Raw genomic sequence first — 19,559 nt, forward strand, 5'->3', positions numbered from 1 at the left:
CCGACGAGCTAGACACTCGGTTTCGAACTGCTCGAGGCGTTCGACGCCTAATGTTTACAACGCCTACATCAGCAGGTTTCCGGCCAGAAAGCTCATTCTAGCGCGGTAGCAGTGGCTGGCTCGGTTAATGTGTACGTCGCCTACACGCGCATCACGGATGCGTCAGCAGTTTGATAAGATCGCCACCGAGAAGCGGGATAGCACTGCTGATAGACCGCTCCGCAACTGCCGTCCGGGTGACCCACAGCCGCCGAGCCTGATCGAGGCTGTAGCCCGACACTGCCAGGAGGACACCGAAGCGCTGCTCCAGCTGGTGCCCAGCAGCGCTGAACGTTGCGGCCCAGCGACGCGCCGAAGGGTCATCCTTTGCCAGCAGCAGCAACTCGAGCGGGCTGCCGATCCGCTCCTCCTGCCTGGCAGCGGCCCCGACGATCGCGACCTCAATCACCGCGTCCCGTTTCCCGGACTCAGCCAGTGCTCGCAGTTCGGCCCGGAGCGCTGGCTGATAGTCCTCCTCCGCCCGAAGCAGTGCCGTGATTGCCCCGCCGAGGCGATGAGTTGCCGAAATTCTGAGGAGCCGCTCGCGGCTGCCATCGATCCGCTCGAGGATCCCCAGCTGGCTGAGTTCCTTGATGGCGATTTCGGCGCTGCGATAGGCCATCCCGGACCGGCGGGCGACCTCGCGCATTCCCAATGGGGATGGAGCACCGCACAGGACCCTCAGTACGGCGATTTTCGCCCGGGTACCGAGAATGGCGTCCAATGGAGTAGAAAAACAGCCAACTATCGGCGTCTTGGCCATACTATAAAGTAGGCGTCTGCCTGTTTTATTAGCAACTAGCCGGAAAAGCCGATACCCATTGCTTCATTCAGGGATAGTCGAGACCGATCAGGCGGAGGGGAGTGCAGCGGCGAGGTCGACACCAGCCAGGGCACTGACCCTGGCGATCGTCTCGCCGATCTTGTTGTTCGGGGTGGAAGCTCCGGCGGTGATCCCAATGAGACGGGCGCTGCCCAGCCAGTCGCTTTCGGTGACTTCCACCTTGCTCCGGACGGGCTGGTGCCGAATGACGCCGCCTTCCGGATCGATCCCGTCCGCGTCTTCAATGTGGTAGGTCCGAACCCCTTTGCTCGCGGCCAGGGCGGCCAGGGCGCAGGTATTGGACGAGTTGTAGCCGCCGACCACAAGCATCACATCCATCGGATCACGGAGCAGCGCGTCCACGGCATCCTGCCGCTCCTGCGTCGCCGAACAGATGGTGTCGAACGCGCGGAAGTGGCCATCGACTTCCTCGGCCCCGTAGCGGCGCATGAGAGCAGCCTTGAATTCGGCCGCAATCGCGAGGGATTCGCCCGACAGCATCGTGGTCTGGTTCGCCACCCCGACCCGCTGCACATCGGTCGCGAAATCGAAACCAGGGGAGGCCGCGTCCGCGAAGCGGGCGTTGAGGGTGGCAGCGTCGCCCTTCCCCTCGATCCAGTCGCAGACCGCGCGGGCCTCGGCCATGTTGAAGAGCACCAGGTATTTCCCGTCGGGATGCTTGGTGACCTGGCTCGCGGTGGCGCGGGTTTCCTCGTGATAGTGCTTCCCGTGGATCACCGCGGTGAAGCCGTCACGCGCGTAGCTCTCGACCCGCTTCCAGACATTCAGCACGGATCCGCAGGTGGTGTCGACGAGGACACAGCCGATCGCCCGCAGCCGCGTGAAGTCGCGCATCGTCACCCCGAATGCCGGAATGATCACGGCGTCGTCGGTGGTGATGCCGGAGAAGTCGAATTCGCCATCGGCGCCAACGCGCAGGAAGATGATCCCCATCGCAGCGAGCTTGGCGTTGACGTGCGGGTTGTGAATGATTTCGCCCACGAGGAAGAGTCGGCGATCGGGAAACTTCGCACGGGTCTCGTAGGCGTAGTCGACCGCACGGTCGACGCCGTAGCAGAAGCCGAATTCCTGGGCGAGCCGAAATGTCAGCGTACCGACCTGGAGGGTATTGGCATGGGAGCGGACGGCGTCGACGACTGCGCTGTGGTAGTCGGCATTCCGCTGCCCTTCGATTTCACCCTTGAGGCCGAAGCCGCGCCGGAAGTACGTGGATTCCATGGCAGGCAAGATAACCGGCGCGTGCTGGCCCCCCGGTCAGGGGCAGCCCACCGCCATCGCGGTTACCGGGACGTCGGTGAAGCTCCCGGCGAGGGTGAGCGTGTCGCTGCCCGAGGTGGCGCGCAGACGGATGGTGAGCGTCCCGGTGACCAGGTTCGCACTGGGGCGGAGCTCGACCAGACCGCTCTGGGATGTGAAGGTGAGTAGCGCACTGCTGTCCCTGGGCCATCGCATCACGACCGAAGCACCGGGACGAGGCAACACTGAAGAGACGCCGGGCATCACGGCGGCGTGCGGCCCCCTGGTCAGCGCATTCTCCTCGTAGACCACGACCGCAACGCCGGTATCGCCCGATATCGCCTCGAGTACACCGGTCCGATTGACGGGACACCAGTTGAGGCGGGCAGGAAGGACCGTAGCGCCTCGATACCGTCCCTTCCAGGTCACGGCGAGGGTTCCTGGTTCGGCCGGGGCGCTCGCGCGGTTGTGGTCTCGCAGCCACCACCACGCACCGCCACCGAGTGCAACCACCACCAGCACGACGAGCCAGGCCCCGCGACTCAACGCCTGACGCCAGCGATGAGGAGGAATTTCACGATCGAGAGAATGCGGCGCCGTACGGCGGCACAGTAAGCATCATCAACCGTTTGACTGCAGATCCCACTTGGTTCGGCCATCACGATGCAGCCCGTAGGCGCGGAGTCGACGCCAGAGTGTGGTGCGAGAGATTCCCAGTGTCTTCGCGGTCTCGGCCAGCCGCCAGCTATGCGATTCCAGCGACCGGACGATCGCGTCGCGCTCCCGTTCGGCAAGCGTCGTCGGACCCTCACGCCGCGGCAGGAAGATCGCTTCGCCGAGATCGAGCCCACTGACGCGAAGCGGCGAAAGACGCCCGCCCATGCCGGCGAGTTCCGGGAGCAGGTCGTCCTTCTCCGAGGTCGGATCGAGGCCGGCCTCCGTCAGGGCGTTGCGACCAGCGGAATTCAGGTAGGTGATCTTTCCCGCCTGATCAAACACTACAACCCCCTCATTGAATGAATCGAGGAGGGCCTTCGCCAGGGGTGAGAACACCGAGGGAAGCGAGTTGGTGGTCATCGGCAAGCTCATATTCTCCTGATACGCCCAGTCTTGGCGTATGGTTTCAGAAGGTGACGTAAAGGAACGTTTCCCGAAAGGGGGCGACCGGCCATATTCAGCGGCCACCCATGACCGATTCTCAAACTTCCGAACCAGTCGCGCCTTTCGGCGCCCGCGCCACAAACGCGGGCTCGCCTTGGCCTATCTACCTCGCGGTGGCCTCCTGGGCCGTCGCTGCGGCCTTCGGGCGCCAACTTGGTGCCGTGCCGACATCGCCGTCCGGCACCACCGTCCTGCTCCTCCTTGCCCTGCTCGCGATCGGTTCCGCCCTGCTGGTCCTGATTCGAACCCCCGAGGCGGCTCCCGCTGGGCCATTTATCGCGCTGGCATCGGCCGCCGCCGCCCTGATTGCGCTCGGGCCCGTCGACCATCCAGCGGCCGAGGGGACGCTGCAGTCGTTCCTGCTCACTGGGCCCTGGCGTTACGCGCTCACACCGATCGTGGTCCACTTCGCTTTCGCCATCGCCTGGCCCCACCGCAAACGCTACTGGTTCGGCCTGACGCTCGGCTGGTACGTCCTGCACATCACCCTGCTTGTTGCTGCCACCCTTGGCATCACCGCTCGCGAGCCGCAACTCCTTGCGGGCGTTGACGATACCGTCCATACCGGCGTACTTCTGCCGGCCGGGGCCCTGGTCGCCGTGGTGGCGCTGATCCTCGGTCTCGCGACCCCGGATCGTCGTGCGGCACAGCGGCGCGCCATCGGGTGGGCTCTCCTCGCGGTGGCCTTCGGCTTGTTGCCGCTGGCCCTGACCCCATTCATCCCCGACTTCGCGCTCCCCCTCGATGGTGGGATGACGCCTGCGCGCCTCGCTCTCGCACTCCTCGCCCTTTTCGGACTGGGCGCCGTGCTCTCCCTGCCGTTCATCAATCCGGTCAATCGCGACCTGCTGGCGCATCGGCTCGCCTCGCGCCTGCTCGATGACAAGGAGATGATCGACAGCCTCCGGGCAGTCGCGGAGTCACTGCGAACGACGTTCGAAGCGGAGGGCGTTGGCGTCAGACTGGCCGCCCCCATGCTCCATGTGATTGCCGGCGAGCTGCGCTCGGGGAACGCGGGCGGTTCGTTCGCGACTGAGGCAGAAACGGTCGATGATCGCCGCACCATCGTCGCACCGATCGGGCGATCGGGCGATCCGCTCGGCGAGGTGCGACTCGAGGCACGATTTGCGGGGGCGTTCGGTCGTCGGGAGCGAGAATGGCTGAGCGCGTTCCTCGTGCCGATTGGATCAGTCCTCCGTGCCCGGCGACGCGAACTCGGCGCGGACGAACGGATGGCCACGCTGGCTCGACAGATTGCCGACTCCGCGGACGCCATCATCACGGCGGCGGGGAATCTCCCGGAACCACCAGTTGATGACGGGATGGCGGTGCCGCCCGCGGTCGACGCCCGCGAAGTGCTGGGCCAGCTTGGCGACGGCGTTGCCGGCATCGTCCGACATGGTGAAGCGCTTTTCGGCGTGACTGGCAACGCGCGCACCCACGCCATCCGCACTGGCGACGAGATCGCCCGCGCCCTCGACTCGCTGGCGCTGCTCGGCAAGGAAGTCGATCAGCTCGCGCGGCATGGCGATGAAATCACGATCAGCAACGACACCGTGAGCGGCATCGCGTTCCGTACCAACCTGCTCGCAAACAACGCGGCGCTCGAAGCCACCCGCGCGGGCAGCGCGGGACGGACCTTCGGCGTGCTTGCCGAGGAGATCCGACGACTCGCTGATACAACCGCGGCGACGTCGGCAGCGATCAGCGAACGGATCTCGGGGCTGAGCAGCGATGTGCAGGCCGTGGGCGGCGCCGTGGCGGCCGTGCGGCAGGCGTTGGCCGCCGCCATCCGCGAATCGGAGACCACCGAGGAGGCGGCACGAATTCTGGGTGAGGCTGCCGGGCAGCTCGAGGGCTCGGCGCGTTCACTGCGGCCGGCCGTGGATGAAGCGAATGCGGTGGCCAAACGGCGCTCGGCGCGCGACATGCACCTGTCCGCCACTCTCGAGCGCTTCCTTGATGATCGTACCGCCCTCGCGCGAGCGATGGTCGCGCATCGTGATGCGATCGAACGACTCACCGAATCATTGCATCGACTCGCGGCGCAACATGGCGTCCGGACCAGGCCAATCGGCACCCTCGGCGGGCGCAGCTAGCAGCAGCTATTTGCGGCGCCCACTGCCGCGTGGGCCTTTGCCACCCTTGCCACCCTTGCCGCCCGGTCCCCGCCCACCCTTGGGCCCGTGCCCCTTCGTGCCGCCGCCTCGCCGACCACCATCCGTCGAACCACGCTGTTGATCAAATCGCTGCGGCTTCCCCGCTTCGGGACGCTGGCGTCGTGGTTGCCGCAACAATTCGTGCAAGGCAAAGAGGCTCTCGGCCTGCAGATACTCGTCGCCTCGGCGCACCGCGAGGACCAGCGGTCGATCGAGCGTCGGCAGATCCTGCGGTGTCATACGACGCGCCTGACCTTCCCGCAGCACCAGCCGGACGAAGCCATGCCCGTCTCGCACTTCGTATTCGAGCGGTGACACATCACCGTGCACGCGCCACGAGAGCGGCAACGCATCGAGGTGCGCTCGCCCTTCGGACGGCAGCAGGGCGTCGACGTCGATGGCGAGTGCGGTGTGCTGGAACCCTTCCCACGACGTGACATCTTCGAGCTGGGCTCGCACGAGCTGGTGCAGTGTCACGTCATCGACGCCCTCGAGTGCGCCACCCGAGCGTCGCCAGTAGTCCTGGAGCGTGCGCATCGCCCGGACCAGTCGACTGCGCGATGGGTGCTCTACCGACCCATCAATGAGGCCTTCGGCAAGCACATCGCGGGCTTCGCCCCGCAGTGCCTCGGGAAAGTCGCCGTCGAGATGGACGATCTGATTCTCGAGGGCAAAGCCGAAGTAATGCAAGCGGCGCGACACAGCGAGCCCCTGACGCTGACGATGGCCCGTCAGCACGACGCGCGGCGCGCCGAGTACCGCGTACTGGCGAATCAGGTCGTAGGGAATGGTGGTGCCTTCGATGCCGGCACGTGCGACACCCATCCGGTCGGCGAAATAGCGCAGACGCCCGGCGACGCCACCCCAGCTGCCCGCCACCGAGGTCTTCGAGATTCGGGCTTCCTGGCCATCGGCAGTGTGTTCGTCGAGCACGAAATCAAATGGCTGGATCCGGGCGAGCAGATCGATGAACGCCGCTCGCCGCGCCTTGTCGGCGTGCGGCAGGGTACTCGGCAATTCGACGTCGAGTGCGCGGTAGGCCGATGCCATCCCGAGCGCGCCATCTTCGATCGCCTTGACCAGTACGCCACGTCGATCTCCCCACTCTGCCAGCGCTGTCTCGTCGAAGACGTGTCGCGGCAGGCCATGCACTTCCCCCAGCCGTCCGCACGAATTGACCGCCTCGGCGAGCAGGTTGTACGCCGTGAGATGATCGCTGCCTGGGACCAGCACGCCGTGCAGGTCGCGTTCTTCACGCGTCATCCGATGCAGCGAGTCTATGCCACTGGCCCCTGCGACCAGCGGCAGAAGATCGGCGTCGGCGTGCACCAGCAATTCCGCCCACGGACGATCGACCGGTACGGCTTCCACGTCGCGACCGTACCGCGTCAGTCGGCCGTTCTCGATCAGGCCACGTTCGGTCAGCAACGCCACCGCCTTGCGGTAGGCGATCTTGTCAAGCGGCACCGGGAGGTCGAGGTCACCAGCATCCACGCCGATTGCCGCGCAGGTAATCGCCACACGCTCCGCGTCGCCGGCCAGCTGGAACTCGGGTGGTGCCGGCTTCAGCAAGGCGAAGTCGAGCTGGCGGTCCGAGAGAATGTTGACCTCGCCATTGGCCACCCGACCGTGCACCCGCCCCGCCATCTGGAGGATCTCGTTGGCGCCGAGGTAGAGCCGATGCAACACGTTCCGACCGCCCTCGACGACATTGCTGTAGCGGGCATCGTAGATGACGACCGTGTCGAGCCCCGGGAGGTTGAGCGCCGACTGTCCTGCGGCCGTCATCGCGAGGAGGTAGGGCTTCTTCACGTCGCCTTCGAGGAAGGGACGAATCACCCGGATCGGCTGGCCGCCGTGATAGAACGCCGCACTGAGTTTCGGGAAGCGGGCGCTCAGCCCCTCGCCGAGTCGCTCCACTTCGGCTCGCGTCGGGAGGAAGACCGCGACGCCGCGACGCTCGCTGATGAAACGGCGCACCATCCGGTCATCAAGAAAAGTCTCGGGCTGCTTCGGGATGACGGTGACGCGCGCCTTCAGCGCCGGGTCGAAAGCACTGGTCTGCAGTACTTCGTCGCTGGCGAGGTAGCCACGGTAGAACGTCGGATCGACCGTGGCGGAGAGCCAGATGAAACGACAGCCGGTTCGCTTGCCGAGCGCCAGACAGAGTTCCAGCTCCGCCGAGGTCTGATGGATCTCGTCGACGATGATGGTATCACGCGGTGACACGAGGTCGTCCGTGAGCCAGCGCCGGGCAATGCCCGTCGTGACCACGACGATATTGCAGCGCACGGTCTCGGGCGTCGCTTCGCGTTCCCGATTCACCACGCCCACGTTTAACGGCGCGCGAAGGATTGCCTCGGCGATGAGCCGGATACCCAGGGTCTTTCCCGTGCCGGTGCCCGCCACGATGCCGAACGCCTTGCCATCCCGTGACCAGGTCGCAAGTTCCTCGCCGTGCTCCCGCTGGAGCACAGTGTCGATGTGGGTCGCGAGGGCAAGCTCGATGGTTTCGCAGGCGGCGCGCGTCGGCGCGATGACGATGACCCGACCACGAGGGTGCTCGGCGCGCCGGTAGGCTTCAGGATCCGGCGGGAGCAGGTGGTCGCGAGTGATCTTCACTGGTGCAAGTTATACAGGCGGCGGGCCTTGGCTATATTCTGCCCGATGTGGAGGTCACGCGTCCTGGAGGCGGGATGAAGGGAAAGATCTGTCTGATCACGGGGGCCAATCGCGGCATCGGTCGGGCCACCGCCGAGGCGCTGGCCCGGCAGGGCGCCACCATCCTGCTCCATTGCCGCGACCGGTCGGCCGGCGAATCGGCCCGGGCAGAGCTTGTCGCCTCGACCGGGAACAGCAACATCGAGGTCCTTGTCGCCAACCTGGCGGTCCAGGCCGAAGTGGTGGCCCTCGCGGAGGAGGTGAAGGCGCGCTTCCCGCGACTCGATGTGCTCATCAACAATGCCGGCGCGTTCTTCCTCAATCGCGTGGTCACGGTCGACGACCACGAATCGACGTTTGCGGTCAACCATCTCGCTTCGTTCATCCTTACCAACGAGCTCAGCGACCTGCTCAAGGCCAGCGCTCCGTCGCGGGTAATCATGGTCGCGTCGGAGTCTCACCAGCGCGTCACCGACCCCGAGGACTGGGAGAGCAACAAGGGGTACAACGGCCTCACGGCCTATGGTCGCTCCAAGCTCGCCAACGTAATGTACAGCTACGACCTCGCGCACCGGCTCGAAGGAACCGGCGTCACGGTCAACTGCTGTCACCCCGGTGTCGTGGAGACGCAACTGCTGGAGAGCGGGTTCAAGCGGTGGTGGCTGCACTGGGTCTGGCCGATGGTGAAGCGTTTCACCGTTTCGCCGGCGGAAGGTGCGACGACGCCTACCTATCTCGCGTCGTCGCCCGATGTCGAAGGTGTCACTGGTCGGTACTTCATCAAGAGTCGCCCCGCGACCTCGTCGCTGATTTCACACGACTCGGTCCTCGGGGCTCGTCTCTGGAACCTTTCTCTTCGCCTCACCGGTGAGCTGCCGCCGGTGTCAATCACCGGCGAGCATATCGCTCACTAGCGCTTCAGTTGCCGCGGCGGCCCCGGCCATTGCCGTTCCCGTTGCCGTTGTTGCCGCGGCCCTTGTCGCCCTTGTCGTTGCCGCGGCCGTGATCATCGTTCCGGGCCGCTTCGGGGCGCCGGTCCTGTTCGCCGCGACCATTCTGGTCGCGTGACTGCGGTGCGACGCGAACGTCGCCGCGATGATCCTGATCCCGCCCGTCATACCGCCCGTCATTCCGTCCGTCGCGACCGCGATCGTGGCCGTACACCGGGACGGGGCGGGCGCGATACTCGTAGCGATCATCGCGGCCATTGCGGTTCCGGTCATTCTGGTCGTACCGGTAGCGATCATCGCGATCGTTCCGGCCGCCATCCCACCGATCCCAGCGATCCCAGTCACCGTCGCCAGGCCCCCAGAAGTACCGATCGTTGTCGCGGTAGACATACACCACGCGGCCACCACGCACGGGATAGTCGTAGTACCGGTCGTCGAGCACGTAGAGCGTTACCCTGTTCCAGTCGCGGTAGTGCTTCTTCCACTGGCCGTAGGGCACCGGCGGATACTCGTAGACACGGACCTCGCGGACCGGACCGCGGCGGTAGTCACCGCCATTGCTGTGGCCGATGATCGGAATGTCTATGTGGATGCCGACCGAGACCTGCCCCTGGGCCGGTGCGACGGCGAGGATGAGGGCAAGCGGCACGGTGGCGAACATCGGGGAGCGCATTGATTCCTCCTGGAAATGGTGTAGTGCCTGAACGGGCGCCTCACGTTGCCAGCAGTGTGCCAAAGGCCAACCCCTTGTACGGCAATCAGTTACCAGATGGAAACGCGACCCGGAATGTCCTGAATACGGGACACGTGACCTCGGCAGCGGGCGCTCGGGCGTGGTATGTTCGTTTCGTTGTGCGTTGGTGAGACTCCGGGAATGACTTCAGCAGGGGCGGTCGGTGGGAACGTTTCGTGTCACGGTCAGCAAGGACTACCTGGTCTTCTCCTCGGCCCACTTCATCACCTTCCGCGGACATACCTGCGAGTCATTGCACGGTCACAACTACCGTGTCGGTGTGAGCGTCGAAGGGCCAATCGACGATGAGTGCCTCTTCGTGGTGGACTTCGCGATCCTCAAGCGCATCGTGCGCCGATATGTTGACACGATCGACCATCGCGTGCTGCTGCCGACCAACAACCCGAAGTTGGCGTATCGGACGGAAGGGACGATGACCTTCGTCGAGTATTTCGGGCTGCAGACCTACCAGTTTCCCACCAAGGACTGCGCCATGATGCCGATCGCGAACACCACGGCAGAAATGATCGCCGAATGGCTCGCCATCAATGTCCGGAATGATCTTGCCGCCGAGGGTGCCAAGCTCACCTTCCTGCAGATCGAAATCGAGGAATCGTTCGGCCAGACCGCGACCTACAGCGAGTCTCTCGCCTGACCCTGCCGCAACGCCTGAGGCTCCCATGACCAGTACCCCCGCCCCACTCGACCCCGAAATCATCGCCGCGCGCCTGGCACTGCTCCCGGGCTGGAGTCACGCCGACGGCTGGCTGCTGCGGAACTTTCCAACGGACGGCTGGCGGTCGACGATGCTGCTGGTGAATGCGATTGCCTTCCTCGCCGAAGCGGCCGCCCACCACCCCGATCTTGGTGTGCACTGGGGTCGCGTCGAAATCCGGCTGCAGAGTCACGATGCCGGTGGTGTTACCGACCGCGACCTGGCGCTCGCCACGCGAATCGAACGCCTGGTGCACGACCAGCCGATTGGCTGGATCACGCGTTGAGCTGAGCCGGGTGGGCTCCTCCGTGGTGGTGCCGCTCTCGCCGGTGCCCAAGCCACTCGAACTGCTCACGCGCTTCGCTTCTCTCCCTGCGCTCGCCTTTCTGGATGGCGCGAGCGACACCGCCGACCTCGGACGCTTCAGCTACCTGACTGCCGATCCAGTCGCGACAATCATGGCGCCAGCCGCCGCGTGGGAGGGTACCCGCGATCACCTGCGTGCCACGATCCGCAATGACTTCCCGCACGAGCCATTGTTGCCCCCGTTTCAGGGCGGCTGGATCGGCTGGCTCAGCTATGAGCTCGGGTCGGCCTTCGACCGGATGCCCCGAGCACGGCGTGATGATCTGCATTCGTCCGATGTCGTGCTCGGACTCTACGACTGGGTGATTGCCTGGGACCACCAGAGTGGCAACGCGTGGCTCGTGAGCAGCGGCTGCGATTCCCTCGGCAACCCCGACCGGGAACGGGCCCAGCAACGTGCCGAGGAAGTGCTCACCCGCATCCGGACGGGCTCGCACCAGCCCGTGGTGCCATCGGCCGTTTCAAATGGTGTGGTCGCACCGTCCGGGCAGATCCGCATCGATGCATTCGCGGATGCGCCAGCACTACTGAGTGGAGATTTCTCTCCGGCGCAATATCGGGAAGCGGTTCGTGACATCATCGAACTGATTCGTGCCGGCGACCTGTTCCAGGCCAATCTCACCCAGCGATTCCTCGCGCCCTTCGCGGGTGAACCGATCGCGCTCTACCGTGCGATGCGTAGCCTCGCCCCGGCACCAATGGCGGCCTATCTCGCCCAGGCCGATCGTCAGATTCTCTCGATGTCCCCCGAGCTCTTTCTCCGCCTCGAACCGCGGTCGCGTGCGCTCGAGACACGGCCGATCAAGGGAACCCGCCCTCGGGACGGTGATCTCGTCCGCGACCGCGCTCTGGCTGACGAACTGATCGCCAGCGAGAAGGACCGGGCCGAGAACGTGATGATCGTCGATCTGCTGCGGAATGATTTCTCTCGCGTCTGTACGCCGGAGAGTGTGCGCGTGCCGGCGCTCTGCCGACTCGACAGCCACGCGGCCGTGCATCACCTGGTGTCGATCGTGACCGGCACCCTGCAATCGGGGCGCGACGCCATCGATGCCATTGCGGCGACCTTTCCGGGTGGCTCGATCACCGGTGCACCGAAGCTGCGCGCCACCGAAGTGATTGCGGAACTGGAACCGGTGGTTCGCGGGGTCTACTGCGGTGCGATCGGCTGGCTCGGTTGCGACGGTGGAATGGCATGGTCGGTGGCCATCCGAACGATCACGGTCACCAGTGGCGTCGCGGCCATCCATGCCGGCGGCGGTATCACGGCGTTGTCGGATCCCGACGAGGAGTACCGCGAAACGCTCGACAAGGCTCGTGCGCTCGTGCGTGCGGTGGCGGAGGTCGGGTGATCCTGCTGCTCGACCACGACGACTCGTTTGTCTACACGCTCGCGGGATACGTCGCTGCCTTCGGAGAAATCGCGGAGGTGCGGCGGGTGCACGGCCTGACCATGCCAGCGGTGATCGCGCTGGCACCCACCGCAATCATTCTCTCACCAGGGCCCGGCGCTCCTGATCGTTTCCCGTTGTCGCAGAAGATCGTCGGCAACTTCGGACCCAAGCTGCCGATACTCGGCGTCTGCCTGGGCCATCAGATCATCGCCGCGGCCTACGGCGCCACGGTAATGCGTGCGCCACGGCCTCGCCACGGAATGACTTCGCCGGTCAGCCACGACGGCGAGGGAGTCTTCCACGGCTTGCCCTCGCCTTTGCAGGCGACTCGCTATCACTCGCTCGCAGTGGTGCAGGAGACGGTGCCGGACGGGCTCGCTGTGAGCGCAGTCGCAGCAGACGATGGCGTGGTGATGGGGGTTCGACACCGGACTCTGCCGGTCGAGGGTGTGCAGTTCCATCCCGAGTCGGTGCTCACCGAACACGGGATGGCGATGATCGGAAATTTTCTCGGGCGCTAGAGGTCGCGGTCGCGCCGGCGTTCGCGGCGCCAGCCATCGAGGCCAAGCGTATCCCCCGCACCACCGATCAGCAGGGCAATGCAGAGCATGATCTGCATCAGGTAGGGACGCACGTCCCCGGCATCACGCCACCCGGCGGCGAGAGCCAACGCGATCGAGACGATAACCGCGAGCGTCGCGGCCAGACGGGTGCGCAATCCGATCAGCAGCATCACTCCTGCAATGACCTGCGCCCACGCAATCAGACCAGCCACCAGCGCGCCGTGTGGCAGCAGCAGGTCGCGCACCACCGCCGCCCAGAGGCCGGTGGGGTGGGAGGCGAGCCAGAGCGCGAGACGCTCGGGGAGCTCGAGCTGCCAGTGCAGCGCGACCACCGGCAGCGGCACCGCGCCGCCGACCTTGTACATCGTCAGCTTGCCCCAGGCGGCCAGCAGGAGTCCGGCACCGGTGGCAATCCGGAGGAAGGCCAAAGCACGGGCGGCCGGCAAGGTGTAGGTACGGGTCATGGCTCAATCTCCGAAGGAGATACCGAGATGGCGCGCAGTGAGGATGATGCCGGAATCGAGCGGGACGGTCTTGGTGCGACCGACGACCTGGTCCATCGGGATGCGGACCACATTGGGCGGCTGGAAGGCGACCATGGTCCCGAAGTCGCCGTCGGCGATCGCCCGGATCGCTGCTGAACCGAAGCGAAGTGCCAGCAAGCGATCGAAGGTGGTCGGCGAACCGCCGCGCTGGAGATGGCCGAGCACAAGTGATCGGGTCTCCTTGCCGGTACGAAGCGCGATCCCGTGGGCCACCAGCTCCGCGATGCCGCCGAGCCGATCACTGGTCCCGGCAGTGCCCTTCTCGCGCAGGGTGACGGTGCCACCGACCGGCGTCGCGCCTTCGGAGACGACCACGACGGAGAAGTGCCGTCCGGCGCGTTCGCGCGCGCGGATCTTCTCGCACACGATCTCGATATCGAACGGAATCTCGGGGATCAGGATCACGTCGGCGGTGGCGGAGAGCCCGCTGTGCAGCGTGATCCAGCCCGCGTGGCGCCCCATCAGCTCGACCACCATCACCCGATCGTGGGCTTCGGCCGTGGTGTGGAGCTTGTCGAGGGCATCGGTGGCCGTCGTGACGGCGGTATCGAACCCGAAGGTGCAATCCGTGCCAGGAACGTCGTTGTCGATCGTCTTCGGGACGCCAACGACCTTGAGCCCGCGGCGCCAGAGTTCGGCCGCGATCCCGAGGGAGCCGTCGCCGCCGATGGAAATCAGGGCGTCGATTCCTTCACGGTCGAAGGCCGCCATCAGCTCGTCGCAACGGTCGACTTCGACGACCCGACCGTCAGGTTGGAGCTGGGGCCAGCGAAGCGGATTGCCGCGGTTGGTAGTGCCGAGGATGGTGCCGCCGAGGTGGGTGATGCCACGCACCTGTTCGGGGCCGAGAGGGATGATGCCGGAACCGTCATAGAGACCGTGAAACCCGCGGCGGATGCCGACGCATTCCCAGCCCCGGTCGTGAGCGGTCAGGACGGCAGAGCGGATGACGGCATTGAGGCCCGGGGCGTCGCCGCCGCCGGTGGATATGGCAATTTTCACGTGGTGCCGACAACTCCATCGAAAGCGATTGGCTGGTGGCGGGAATTTGGAATCATAGCGTCCACGCAGGGTGTGACCAACGGCAGGAGATTATTCTTGGGTATGTCGATTTCGTCTCGTGCTCCCCTCGCGCTGCTTACCGTGGGCCTGCTGGCCGCCACTCGTTTGACGGCGCAAGCCCAGGGTCAGCCTACGCCGCCGGATTCGGCCGCGATCCGGCAGGCTCAGGGCAAGCGGATTTTCGAGGGAAAGGGTCTCTGTTTCTCCTGCCACGGGCCGCAGGGTGAGGGCGTGCTCGGCCCGACGACTCGCCTCGCCGCCGGCAAGATCTGGCTGCACGTGAAGGATGGCACCCAGGCCGAGATCGCCGCGATGATTCGGGTCGGGATCGAGTCGGAGAAGTCGCAGAGCGGGACGGCGATGCCGGCTCGCGGCGGTGCGCGGCTCACCGATGCCGAGGTCGATCTGGTCGCGGCGTACGTGGTGGAGCTTCACAAGCGCTCACCAGTCAAGTGATCGGCAGGCGGGGCAGTATCGTCACGGCGATCACGCTCACGCTCGGCTGCGCGGTCGCGATCTATTCCAGCGCAACTCCTCCCACCGCCGATCCGGGCAGCTGGACGATGGTTCCGCCTGTGAATGTCATCCTGATCGGGAAGCTCAGCGACCCACGACTCGGGGAAGCAAGCGGTGCTGCCCTCAGCGTCGCGAATCCTGGGCTGTTCTGGACGATCGATGACTCCGGGAATCCGCCAGATCTGTACGCCGTCGACAGCACCGGCACCCTCAGGGCCGATTTTGCGGTGACCGGCGCGACGAATGTCGACTGGGAAGAGGTCGCCGTCGGGCCGTGCGGCACCAGCCGCTGCGTCTACATCGCGGACACCGGGGACAACAGCGAGCGCCGACGAGATGTGATCATCTACCGGGTCGTGGAGCCCGTGGTGACCCCGGACTCCCGCGCTGCCGCAAAGCCGTTGTCGGGGGTCGAATCGATCCGGCTGGTCTACCCGGACCAGCCGCACGATGTCGAGGCGATGGCGGTGACCAGTGGCGGCGAAATCCTGCTCGTGACCAAGGGGAGGTCCCGCGGCATCCTGGTGTTCGCGATCCCGGCGTCGGCCTGGGGGAGCGGTCGCACGGTAACCCCGGTGCGTCGCGACTCGTTGCCGATCGTCGCCGCTGGCGGAATGGGCCGTGAGGTCACCGGAATGGCTCTCTCCCCAGACGGCAAGCGCGTGGTGGTGAGAACCTACCGCGACCTCTATCCATTCACCCTTCGAGGGGATGGCACCTTCGCTCCAATGGGAAAGCCAACCGGGTGCGACATCCTCGGTCGCGAGCCTCAGGGGGAGGGAATCACTTTCGTGAACGACCGCCAGCTGCTGCTCACGAGCGAGCGCGGGCTGTTCAAGACGGGGACGATGCTGCTACTGGAATGCCCCCCATTGAACCAGTGAGTATTAGTTACGACTCCTAGTTGTAAGAGACGCCAGTCAAATGGGTTAGCGTAGGAGGAAACGGGTGCAATAAAGCAACTGAAGATGATAGTTTTATAAACTACTACTACAACTAGTACGACGGCAGAACTCCCCTTCGTAGTATCCCGCACAACGATCCCACCGATGCGACTGGTCGCAGCACCTCCTAAGTGCTATATTTCCCGGTCGGTTAGCAGGCCTGCCCGATCCCGCGTCACGCGAGGAGTCGCACCCTGGACCTCCCTACCACCCATCGGATTCCCCTGACCTGGCTGCTTGAACACGGCGGCCCGTCATTGCGATATCGCACCCTGTCGGAGCTCACCCCTGCGGGCGGCGCCGACCCGGCCTCCCTCAGCGAGGCGATGGCAGCGCTGGTGCAATCGCCTCAGGTCTCGGCGGTTACCACCCGACAGCAGGAGACCGGTCTCTGGGGCGAAAACTTCCTCGCCTTCGAACCGAACCCCAATCGCGAAATCGAAGAAGTCGGCACCGTGGCGCAGTACCGTCGCCTCGTTCAACTCGGGGTACCCAACACCACGCGGCCATTCCGTCTCGCGGAGCGAGTGCTCTTCCGGGTCTTCTCCCGCGACGATGACCCGCTGCTCCTCGGCGAGTTCGACGATGCGGTCGAGGAAGATCCGCGCACCGAGGTGTGGTACCGCAACCTGATCCGCGACGGTGCCGCGGCGGCGCTCGCCGAGGCGGGACGCGAAGAGGATCCGCGCCTGCGCGGAGCGGCACACAAGGTCGTGAATGCGGTGTCGGCATTCCTCCGCTCGCCGCTGGTTGAAGATCCGTTCATCAAGCGCAGCGGTGGCTTCCAGCTGCACCCTGAGGCTTCGCCGCCAAGCTGGTGGTCGCTGGCGATGTTGTCGTCGATGCCGGCACTCCAGCGCGAACGTGGTGGCTTCCTCGAACGCCTGGGGCAGTATCTCGCAGCGCCGGTACCAGACAAGTCGTACATGATCCCGATCGGCAATCGCACCATGAAGCCGACGCACGTGCTGCTCGGTGACCCGATCGAACTCGACTCGAAGGGTCTGCTCAAGGACGTCCCGCTCGCGTTGCACTACATCGAACTGCTCGCCGGCCTGGGGCAGAATCAGTTGCTCGCGGCACCCAACTCGGTGATCGCGTTGCAGCGCTTGCTTGAGGATGTCGACGCCGATGGCGTCTGGCACCCGAAGAATCTTCGCTCGCAGCCGAAGGCGAGTTCGCCGGTCACCTACCACTGCTGGCCCCTGACGCCGGACGATGGCGGACTCACCGCGCGGCAGGCCGACATCACCTTCCGGTTGGCTAAAATCGCGAAGCGCCTCGGCTGGCGACTCGAGTACTCCTGACGTGTCCGGCCATCTCGACCTGACACCGTTCGGCTTCACGCCGACGGAAGGGCTGATCTATGAGGTACTCCTCACCGGCGGCCCTGGCACCGGCTACACGATCGCCCGGGCCGCAGGTCTCGCGCGCGCCAATGTCTATGCTGCCCTCGAAGGCCTGGTCTCCAAGGGCGCCGCGCGAGTCGAGGAAGGGCGGCCACGGCGCTTCCGGCCCGAGCCACCGAGCACGCTCCTCGCCCGACTGAGCGATCGGCAGGGCGAGGCGATGGAGCGACTGGGGCAATCACTGGCGGCGCTGGCGGTACCCGATACGCCAACCCTGGTGGAACTCGCCTCGCCACGCGGCGCCATCCAGCTGATGGGCCACGAGGTCGCGCGCGCCGATACTCATATCGAGCTCCTCGCCCCCGCAGATGGTTGTCTGGCACTCCTGCCCCAGTTGCGGCGCGCCGCGAGCGTGGGCGTCTCACTCGACATCTCTTCGCTCGCTCCAGTGCCAATGGGCGCCATCGAGGTGACGGTCATTCCGCCGCCGGTCTGGCCAGGAGACCCCGTGCTACTCGTGGTGGATGATCGTGCGGCGCTGGTCGGTGCGCGCACCGGGGAGCAGTTCTCCGGTCACTGGGGGAGCGGCCCCGCATTTGTCGCCGCCGCTCGTCGCGCACTGCTCGCCCTGAAGGAGGGGCGATGAGAGTGCCGCCGGTGGACCCGGCCCAGAACGACGAGCACGACGAAGTCTTCCTCGGGCTGCAGCGCGACTACCTCCGTGAAGCACCGGCGCGCCTCGCCGAACTCCGCAAGGATCTCGCGGCGTTCCGTTCGGGCGAGCCTGACGCACTCGAGTCGTTGCGGCAACGCTTCCACCGACTCGCCGGGTCGGGCGGCTCGTACGGCTTCCCGCGTGTCACCGAAGTCGGTCGCGCGATGGAGCACCGGATCCTGACGCCGCCGATGCCGACGGTGCAGGACGCTGACCAGATCGAGCAGGCCATTCAGGATCTCAAGGCCGCATTCGACACCGCCGCGGTCGACCTCGGCATGCCGATGGTACTCGGTCGACTCCCCGGCTTCGGCTGGCGCACGTTACTGGTGATGCGAGCCGCGGGGATTCGTGACGAGATCGTCCGGTCGCTCGAAGAGACGGGGTTCGTGGTCGACATTCGCGAGGGCGATGTTGATCCATGGGACGTGGCACCTTCCGAACGACCGGACCTGGTCGTGATCGGGACCGAGTCAGGCGAGGACCCGCTCGCACTGGCACGTTATTGGGCCGCCGCAACTCCGGAACGTCCGCGCGCGGTGGTGCTGGCCGATCCGACCGAGCGCTTCGACCGGTTGCGTACCGCCGCGGCCGGCGTCGATGCGGTCTTCGGACCGAGCACGTTACCGCGCGGCCTGGCGCAGTACGCTCGCGCTCTGGCCCAGATCGGCGCGCCGCCCGCCAACGTGGTTGTGGTCGAGGACGATCCGGCACAGGCGCAGCTCTTCTCGACCTGGCTCGGCCAGCTCAACGCACGGGTCACCATCTGCGCCACGGCGGGTCAGGCACGTGAAGCCCTGGCGATCGAGACACCCGACCTCGTGCTGCTCGACGTCGATCTGCCTGACGTGGACGGCTATGCCCTTGCGCGGCTGATGCGGCAGGATGCCCGCCTCGCGCTGGTACCAATCGTCTTCCTCACGGCGCGGCACTCGCTGGCCGACGAAATGGAAGGGCTGCGCGCGGGCGGCGACGACTTCCTCGCCAAGCCGGTGGAGCGAAGCCACCTGTTGCAGGTGGTGCTCACGCGCACCGAGCGCGGTCGCCGGATCCGGGAGCTGGTCCATCGCGACGGGCTCACCGGCGTGCTCAACCACGCGACGCTGATGGCCGAACTCGAGCATGCGATTGCGTTTGCAGGGCGTCATGGCGAGCCGCTGACCTTCCTGATGCTCGACCTCGATCACTTCAAGCGGATCAACGACACCTACGGTCACCTTGTTGGCGACCAGGTGCTGATGCACGTGGCGCGAGTCTTCAAGAAGGGGATCCGTGGCAGCGACATGCTCGGGCGCTACGGCGGCGAGGAGTTCGGGATCATCCTTCGTCGTTGTCCACCAGCGAACGGCAGAACCATCGCCGACAAGATGCGCCAGGCGCTTGCCGACGCCACGCTCACCCTCGGCAGCAACGAACCGGTCTCGATGCGCGTGAGCATCGGCGTGGCGACCTTCCCCGGCTCCGGCAAGACCGCAGTGGAAGTGGCGAGCGCGGCGGACCGTGCGTTGTATCGGGCGAAGAGCAGCGGAAGAGATCGGGTGGAGATGGGATGATGGATGATGGATGATGGATGATGGATGATGGATGATGGATGATGGATGATGGAT

At 65.7% G+C, this 19,559-nt stretch carries 19 protein-coding genes; 11 read left to right on the top strand and 8 right to left on the bottom strand.

Annotated features, from left to right (window positions below):
* Positions 1–151: 151 nt before the first annotated feature.
* The 4 genes from V4558_04620 to V4558_04635 all read right to left on the bottom strand — a co-directional run bounded on the left by V4558_04620 (position 152) and on the right by V4558_04635 (position 3,208).
* A complete protein-coding gene (locus V4558_04620) occupies positions 152–688 on the bottom strand; it encodes a hypothetical protein (protein ID MES2304763.1) in 537 nt (178 codons plus the stop codon).
* Positions 689–889: 201 nt separating this feature from the next.
* Entirely contained in the window at positions 890–2,101 is a 1,212-nt protein-coding gene (locus tag V4558_04625; protein MES2304764.1) for a 4-hydroxy-3-methylbut-2-enyl diphosphate reductase, read from the bottom strand.
* A gap of 36 nt (positions 2,102–2,137) precedes the next feature.
* On the bottom strand, positions 2,138–2,665 hold the full coding sequence (locus V4558_04630; protein MES2304765.1) for a hypothetical protein: 528 nt from the start codon (positions 2,663–2,665) through the stop codon (positions 2,138–2,140).
* 75 nt (positions 2,666–2,740) lie between these two features.
* Positions 2,741–3,208: a helix-turn-helix domain-containing protein gene (locus V4558_04635; protein MES2304766.1), complete on the bottom strand. Its 468-nt coding sequence runs from the start codon at positions 3,206–3,208 to the stop codon at positions 2,741–2,743.
* Between the two features lie 185 nt (positions 3,209–3,393).
* On the opposite strand from V4558_04635, the gene V4558_04640 reads away from it, so the two are divergent.
* A complete protein-coding gene (locus V4558_04640) occupies positions 3,394–5,379 on the top strand; it encodes a methyl-accepting chemotaxis protein (protein MES2304767.1) in 1,986 nt (661 codons plus the stop codon).
* A 6-nt stretch (positions 5,380–5,385) separates the two neighbouring features.
* Here the strand turns inward: V4558_04640 and V4558_04645 are convergent, their stop codons facing one another.
* Positions 5,386–8,061, bottom strand: a complete 2,676-nt coding sequence (locus V4558_04645; protein ID MES2304768.1) for a helicase-related protein — start codon at positions 8,059–8,061, stop codon at positions 5,386–5,388.
* Positions 8,062–8,135: 74 nt separating this feature from the next.
* On the opposite strand from V4558_04645, the gene V4558_04650 reads away from it, so the two are divergent.
* Positions 8,136–9,014 (top strand): SDR family oxidoreductase, encoded by an 879-nt coding sequence (locus V4558_04650; protein MES2304769.1) that lies wholly within the window; start codon positions 8,136–8,138, stop codon positions 9,012–9,014.
* A 4-nt stretch (positions 9,015–9,018) separates the two neighbouring features.
* On the opposite strand, the gene V4558_04655 is transcribed toward V4558_04650, so the two are convergent.
* Positions 9,019–9,723: a hypothetical protein gene (locus V4558_04655; protein ID MES2304770.1), complete on the bottom strand. Its 705-nt coding sequence runs from the start codon at positions 9,721–9,723 to the stop codon at positions 9,019–9,021.
* 223 nt (positions 9,724–9,946) lie between these two features.
* Between V4558_04655 and V4558_04660 the strand changes: the two genes are divergently transcribed.
* Genes V4558_04660 through V4558_04675 form a run of 4 tightly spaced genes read left to right on the top strand, consistent with a single transcriptional unit; the run spans position 9,947 to position 12,779 of the window.
* Positions 9,947–10,438, top strand: coding sequence for a 6-pyruvoyl tetrahydropterin synthase family protein (locus V4558_04660; GenBank protein ID MES2304771.1), 492 nt, complete (start codon positions 9,947–9,949; stop codon positions 10,436–10,438).
* A 25-nt stretch (positions 10,439–10,463) separates the two neighbouring features.
* A complete protein-coding gene (locus V4558_04665) occupies positions 10,464–10,784 on the top strand; it encodes a 4a-hydroxytetrahydrobiopterin dehydratase (GenBank protein MES2304772.1) in 321 nt (106 codons plus the stop codon).
* Positions 10,785–10,794: 10 nt separating this feature from the next.
* Positions 10,795–12,216, top strand: a complete 1,422-nt coding sequence (locus V4558_04670; GenBank protein MES2304773.1) for an anthranilate synthase component I family protein — start codon at positions 10,795–10,797, stop codon at positions 12,214–12,216.
* Positions 12,213–12,779, top strand: coding sequence for an aminodeoxychorismate/anthranilate synthase component II (locus tag V4558_04675; GenBank protein MES2304774.1), 567 nt, complete (start codon positions 12,213–12,215; stop codon positions 12,777–12,779). The genes V4558_04670 and V4558_04675 overlap by 4 nt, the downstream gene beginning before the upstream one ends.
* Here V4558_04675 and V4558_04680 read toward each other — a convergent pair.
* Both V4558_04680 and V4558_04685 read right to left on the bottom strand, forming a co-directional pair.
* Positions 12,776–13,285 (bottom strand): TQO small subunit DoxD, encoded by a 510-nt coding sequence (locus V4558_04680; protein MES2304775.1) that lies wholly within the window; start codon positions 13,283–13,285, stop codon positions 12,776–12,778. The genes V4558_04675 and V4558_04680 overlap by 4 nt on opposite strands.
* A 3-nt stretch (positions 13,286–13,288) precedes the next feature.
* Positions 13,289–14,368: an ATP-dependent 6-phosphofructokinase gene (locus tag V4558_04685; protein MES2304776.1), complete on the bottom strand. Its 1,080-nt coding sequence runs from the start codon at positions 14,366–14,368 to the stop codon at positions 13,289–13,291.
* A 102-nt stretch (positions 14,369–14,470) separates the two neighbouring features.
* On the opposite strand from V4558_04685, the gene V4558_04690 reads away from it, so the two are divergent.
* From V4558_04690 to V4558_04710, 5 genes are all read left to right on the top strand, one after another.
* Positions 14,471–14,884 (top strand): cytochrome c, encoded by a 414-nt coding sequence (locus tag V4558_04690; protein ID MES2304777.1) that lies wholly within the window; start codon positions 14,471–14,473, stop codon positions 14,882–14,884.
* The gene (locus V4558_04695; GenBank protein MES2304778.1) at positions 14,881–15,828 is read left to right on the top strand and encodes a hypothetical protein; all 948 of its coding nucleotides are present in this window, start codon (positions 14,881–14,883) and stop codon (positions 15,826–15,828) included. The genes V4558_04690 and V4558_04695 overlap by 4 nt, the downstream gene beginning before the upstream one ends.
* A 317-nt stretch (positions 15,829–16,145) precedes the next feature.
* Entirely contained in the window at positions 16,146–17,195 is a 1,050-nt protein-coding gene (locus V4558_04700; GenBank protein MES2304779.1) for a hypothetical protein, read from the top strand.
* A gap of 1 nt (position 17,196) precedes the next feature.
* Positions 17,197–17,883, top strand: a complete 687-nt coding sequence (locus tag V4558_04705; protein ID MES2304780.1) for a helix-turn-helix domain-containing protein — start codon at positions 17,197–17,199, stop codon at positions 17,881–17,883.
* The gene (locus V4558_04710) at positions 17,880–19,505 is read left to right on the top strand and encodes a diguanylate cyclase (protein MES2304781.1); all 1,626 of its coding nucleotides are present in this window, start codon (positions 17,880–17,882) and stop codon (positions 19,503–19,505) included. The genes V4558_04705 and V4558_04710 overlap by 4 nt, the downstream gene beginning before the upstream one ends.
* Positions 19,506–19,559 lie beyond the last annotated feature (54 nt).

Source organism: Gemmatimonadota bacterium (genome assembly GCA_040388535.1).
Lineage (GTDB): Bacteria > Gemmatimonadota > Gemmatimonadetes > Gemmatimonadales > GWC2-71-9 > Palsa-1233.

Bases quoted from the DNA above. Each gene is read 5' to 3' on its own strand.
- V4558_04665 (MES2304772.1), top strand. From the start codon at position 10,464: ATGACCAGTACCCCCGCCCCACTCGACCCCGAAATCATCGCCGCGCGC.
- V4558_04690 (MES2304777.1), top strand. From the start codon at position 14,471: ATGTCGATTTCGTCTCGTGCTCCCCTCGCGCTGCTTACCGTGGGCCTG.
- V4558_04710 (MES2304781.1), top strand. From the start codon at position 17,880: ATGAGAGTGCCGCCGGTGGACCCGGCCCAGAACGACGAGCACGACGAA.
- V4558_04655 (MES2304770.1), bottom strand. From the start codon at position 9,723: ATGCGCTCCCCGATGTTCGCCACCGTGCCGCTTGCCCTCATCCTCGCC.
- V4558_04680 (MES2304775.1), bottom strand. From the start codon at position 13,285: ATGACCCGTACCTACACCTTGCCGGCCGCCCGTGCTTTGGCCTTCCTC.
- V4558_04650 (MES2304769.1), top strand. From the start codon at position 8,136: ATGAAGGGAAAGATCTGTCTGATCACGGGGGCCAATCGCGGCATCGGT.
- V4558_04635 (MES2304766.1), bottom strand. From the start codon at position 3,208: ATGAGCTTGCCGATGACCACCAACTCGCTTCCCTCGGTGTTCTCACCC.
- V4558_04625 (MES2304764.1), bottom strand. From the start codon at position 2,101: ATGGAATCCACGTACTTCCGGCGCGGCTTCGGCCTCAAGGGTGAAATC.
- V4558_04620 (MES2304763.1), bottom strand. From the start codon at position 688: ATGCGCGAGGTCGCCCGCCGGTCCGGGATGGCCTATCGCAGCGCCGAA.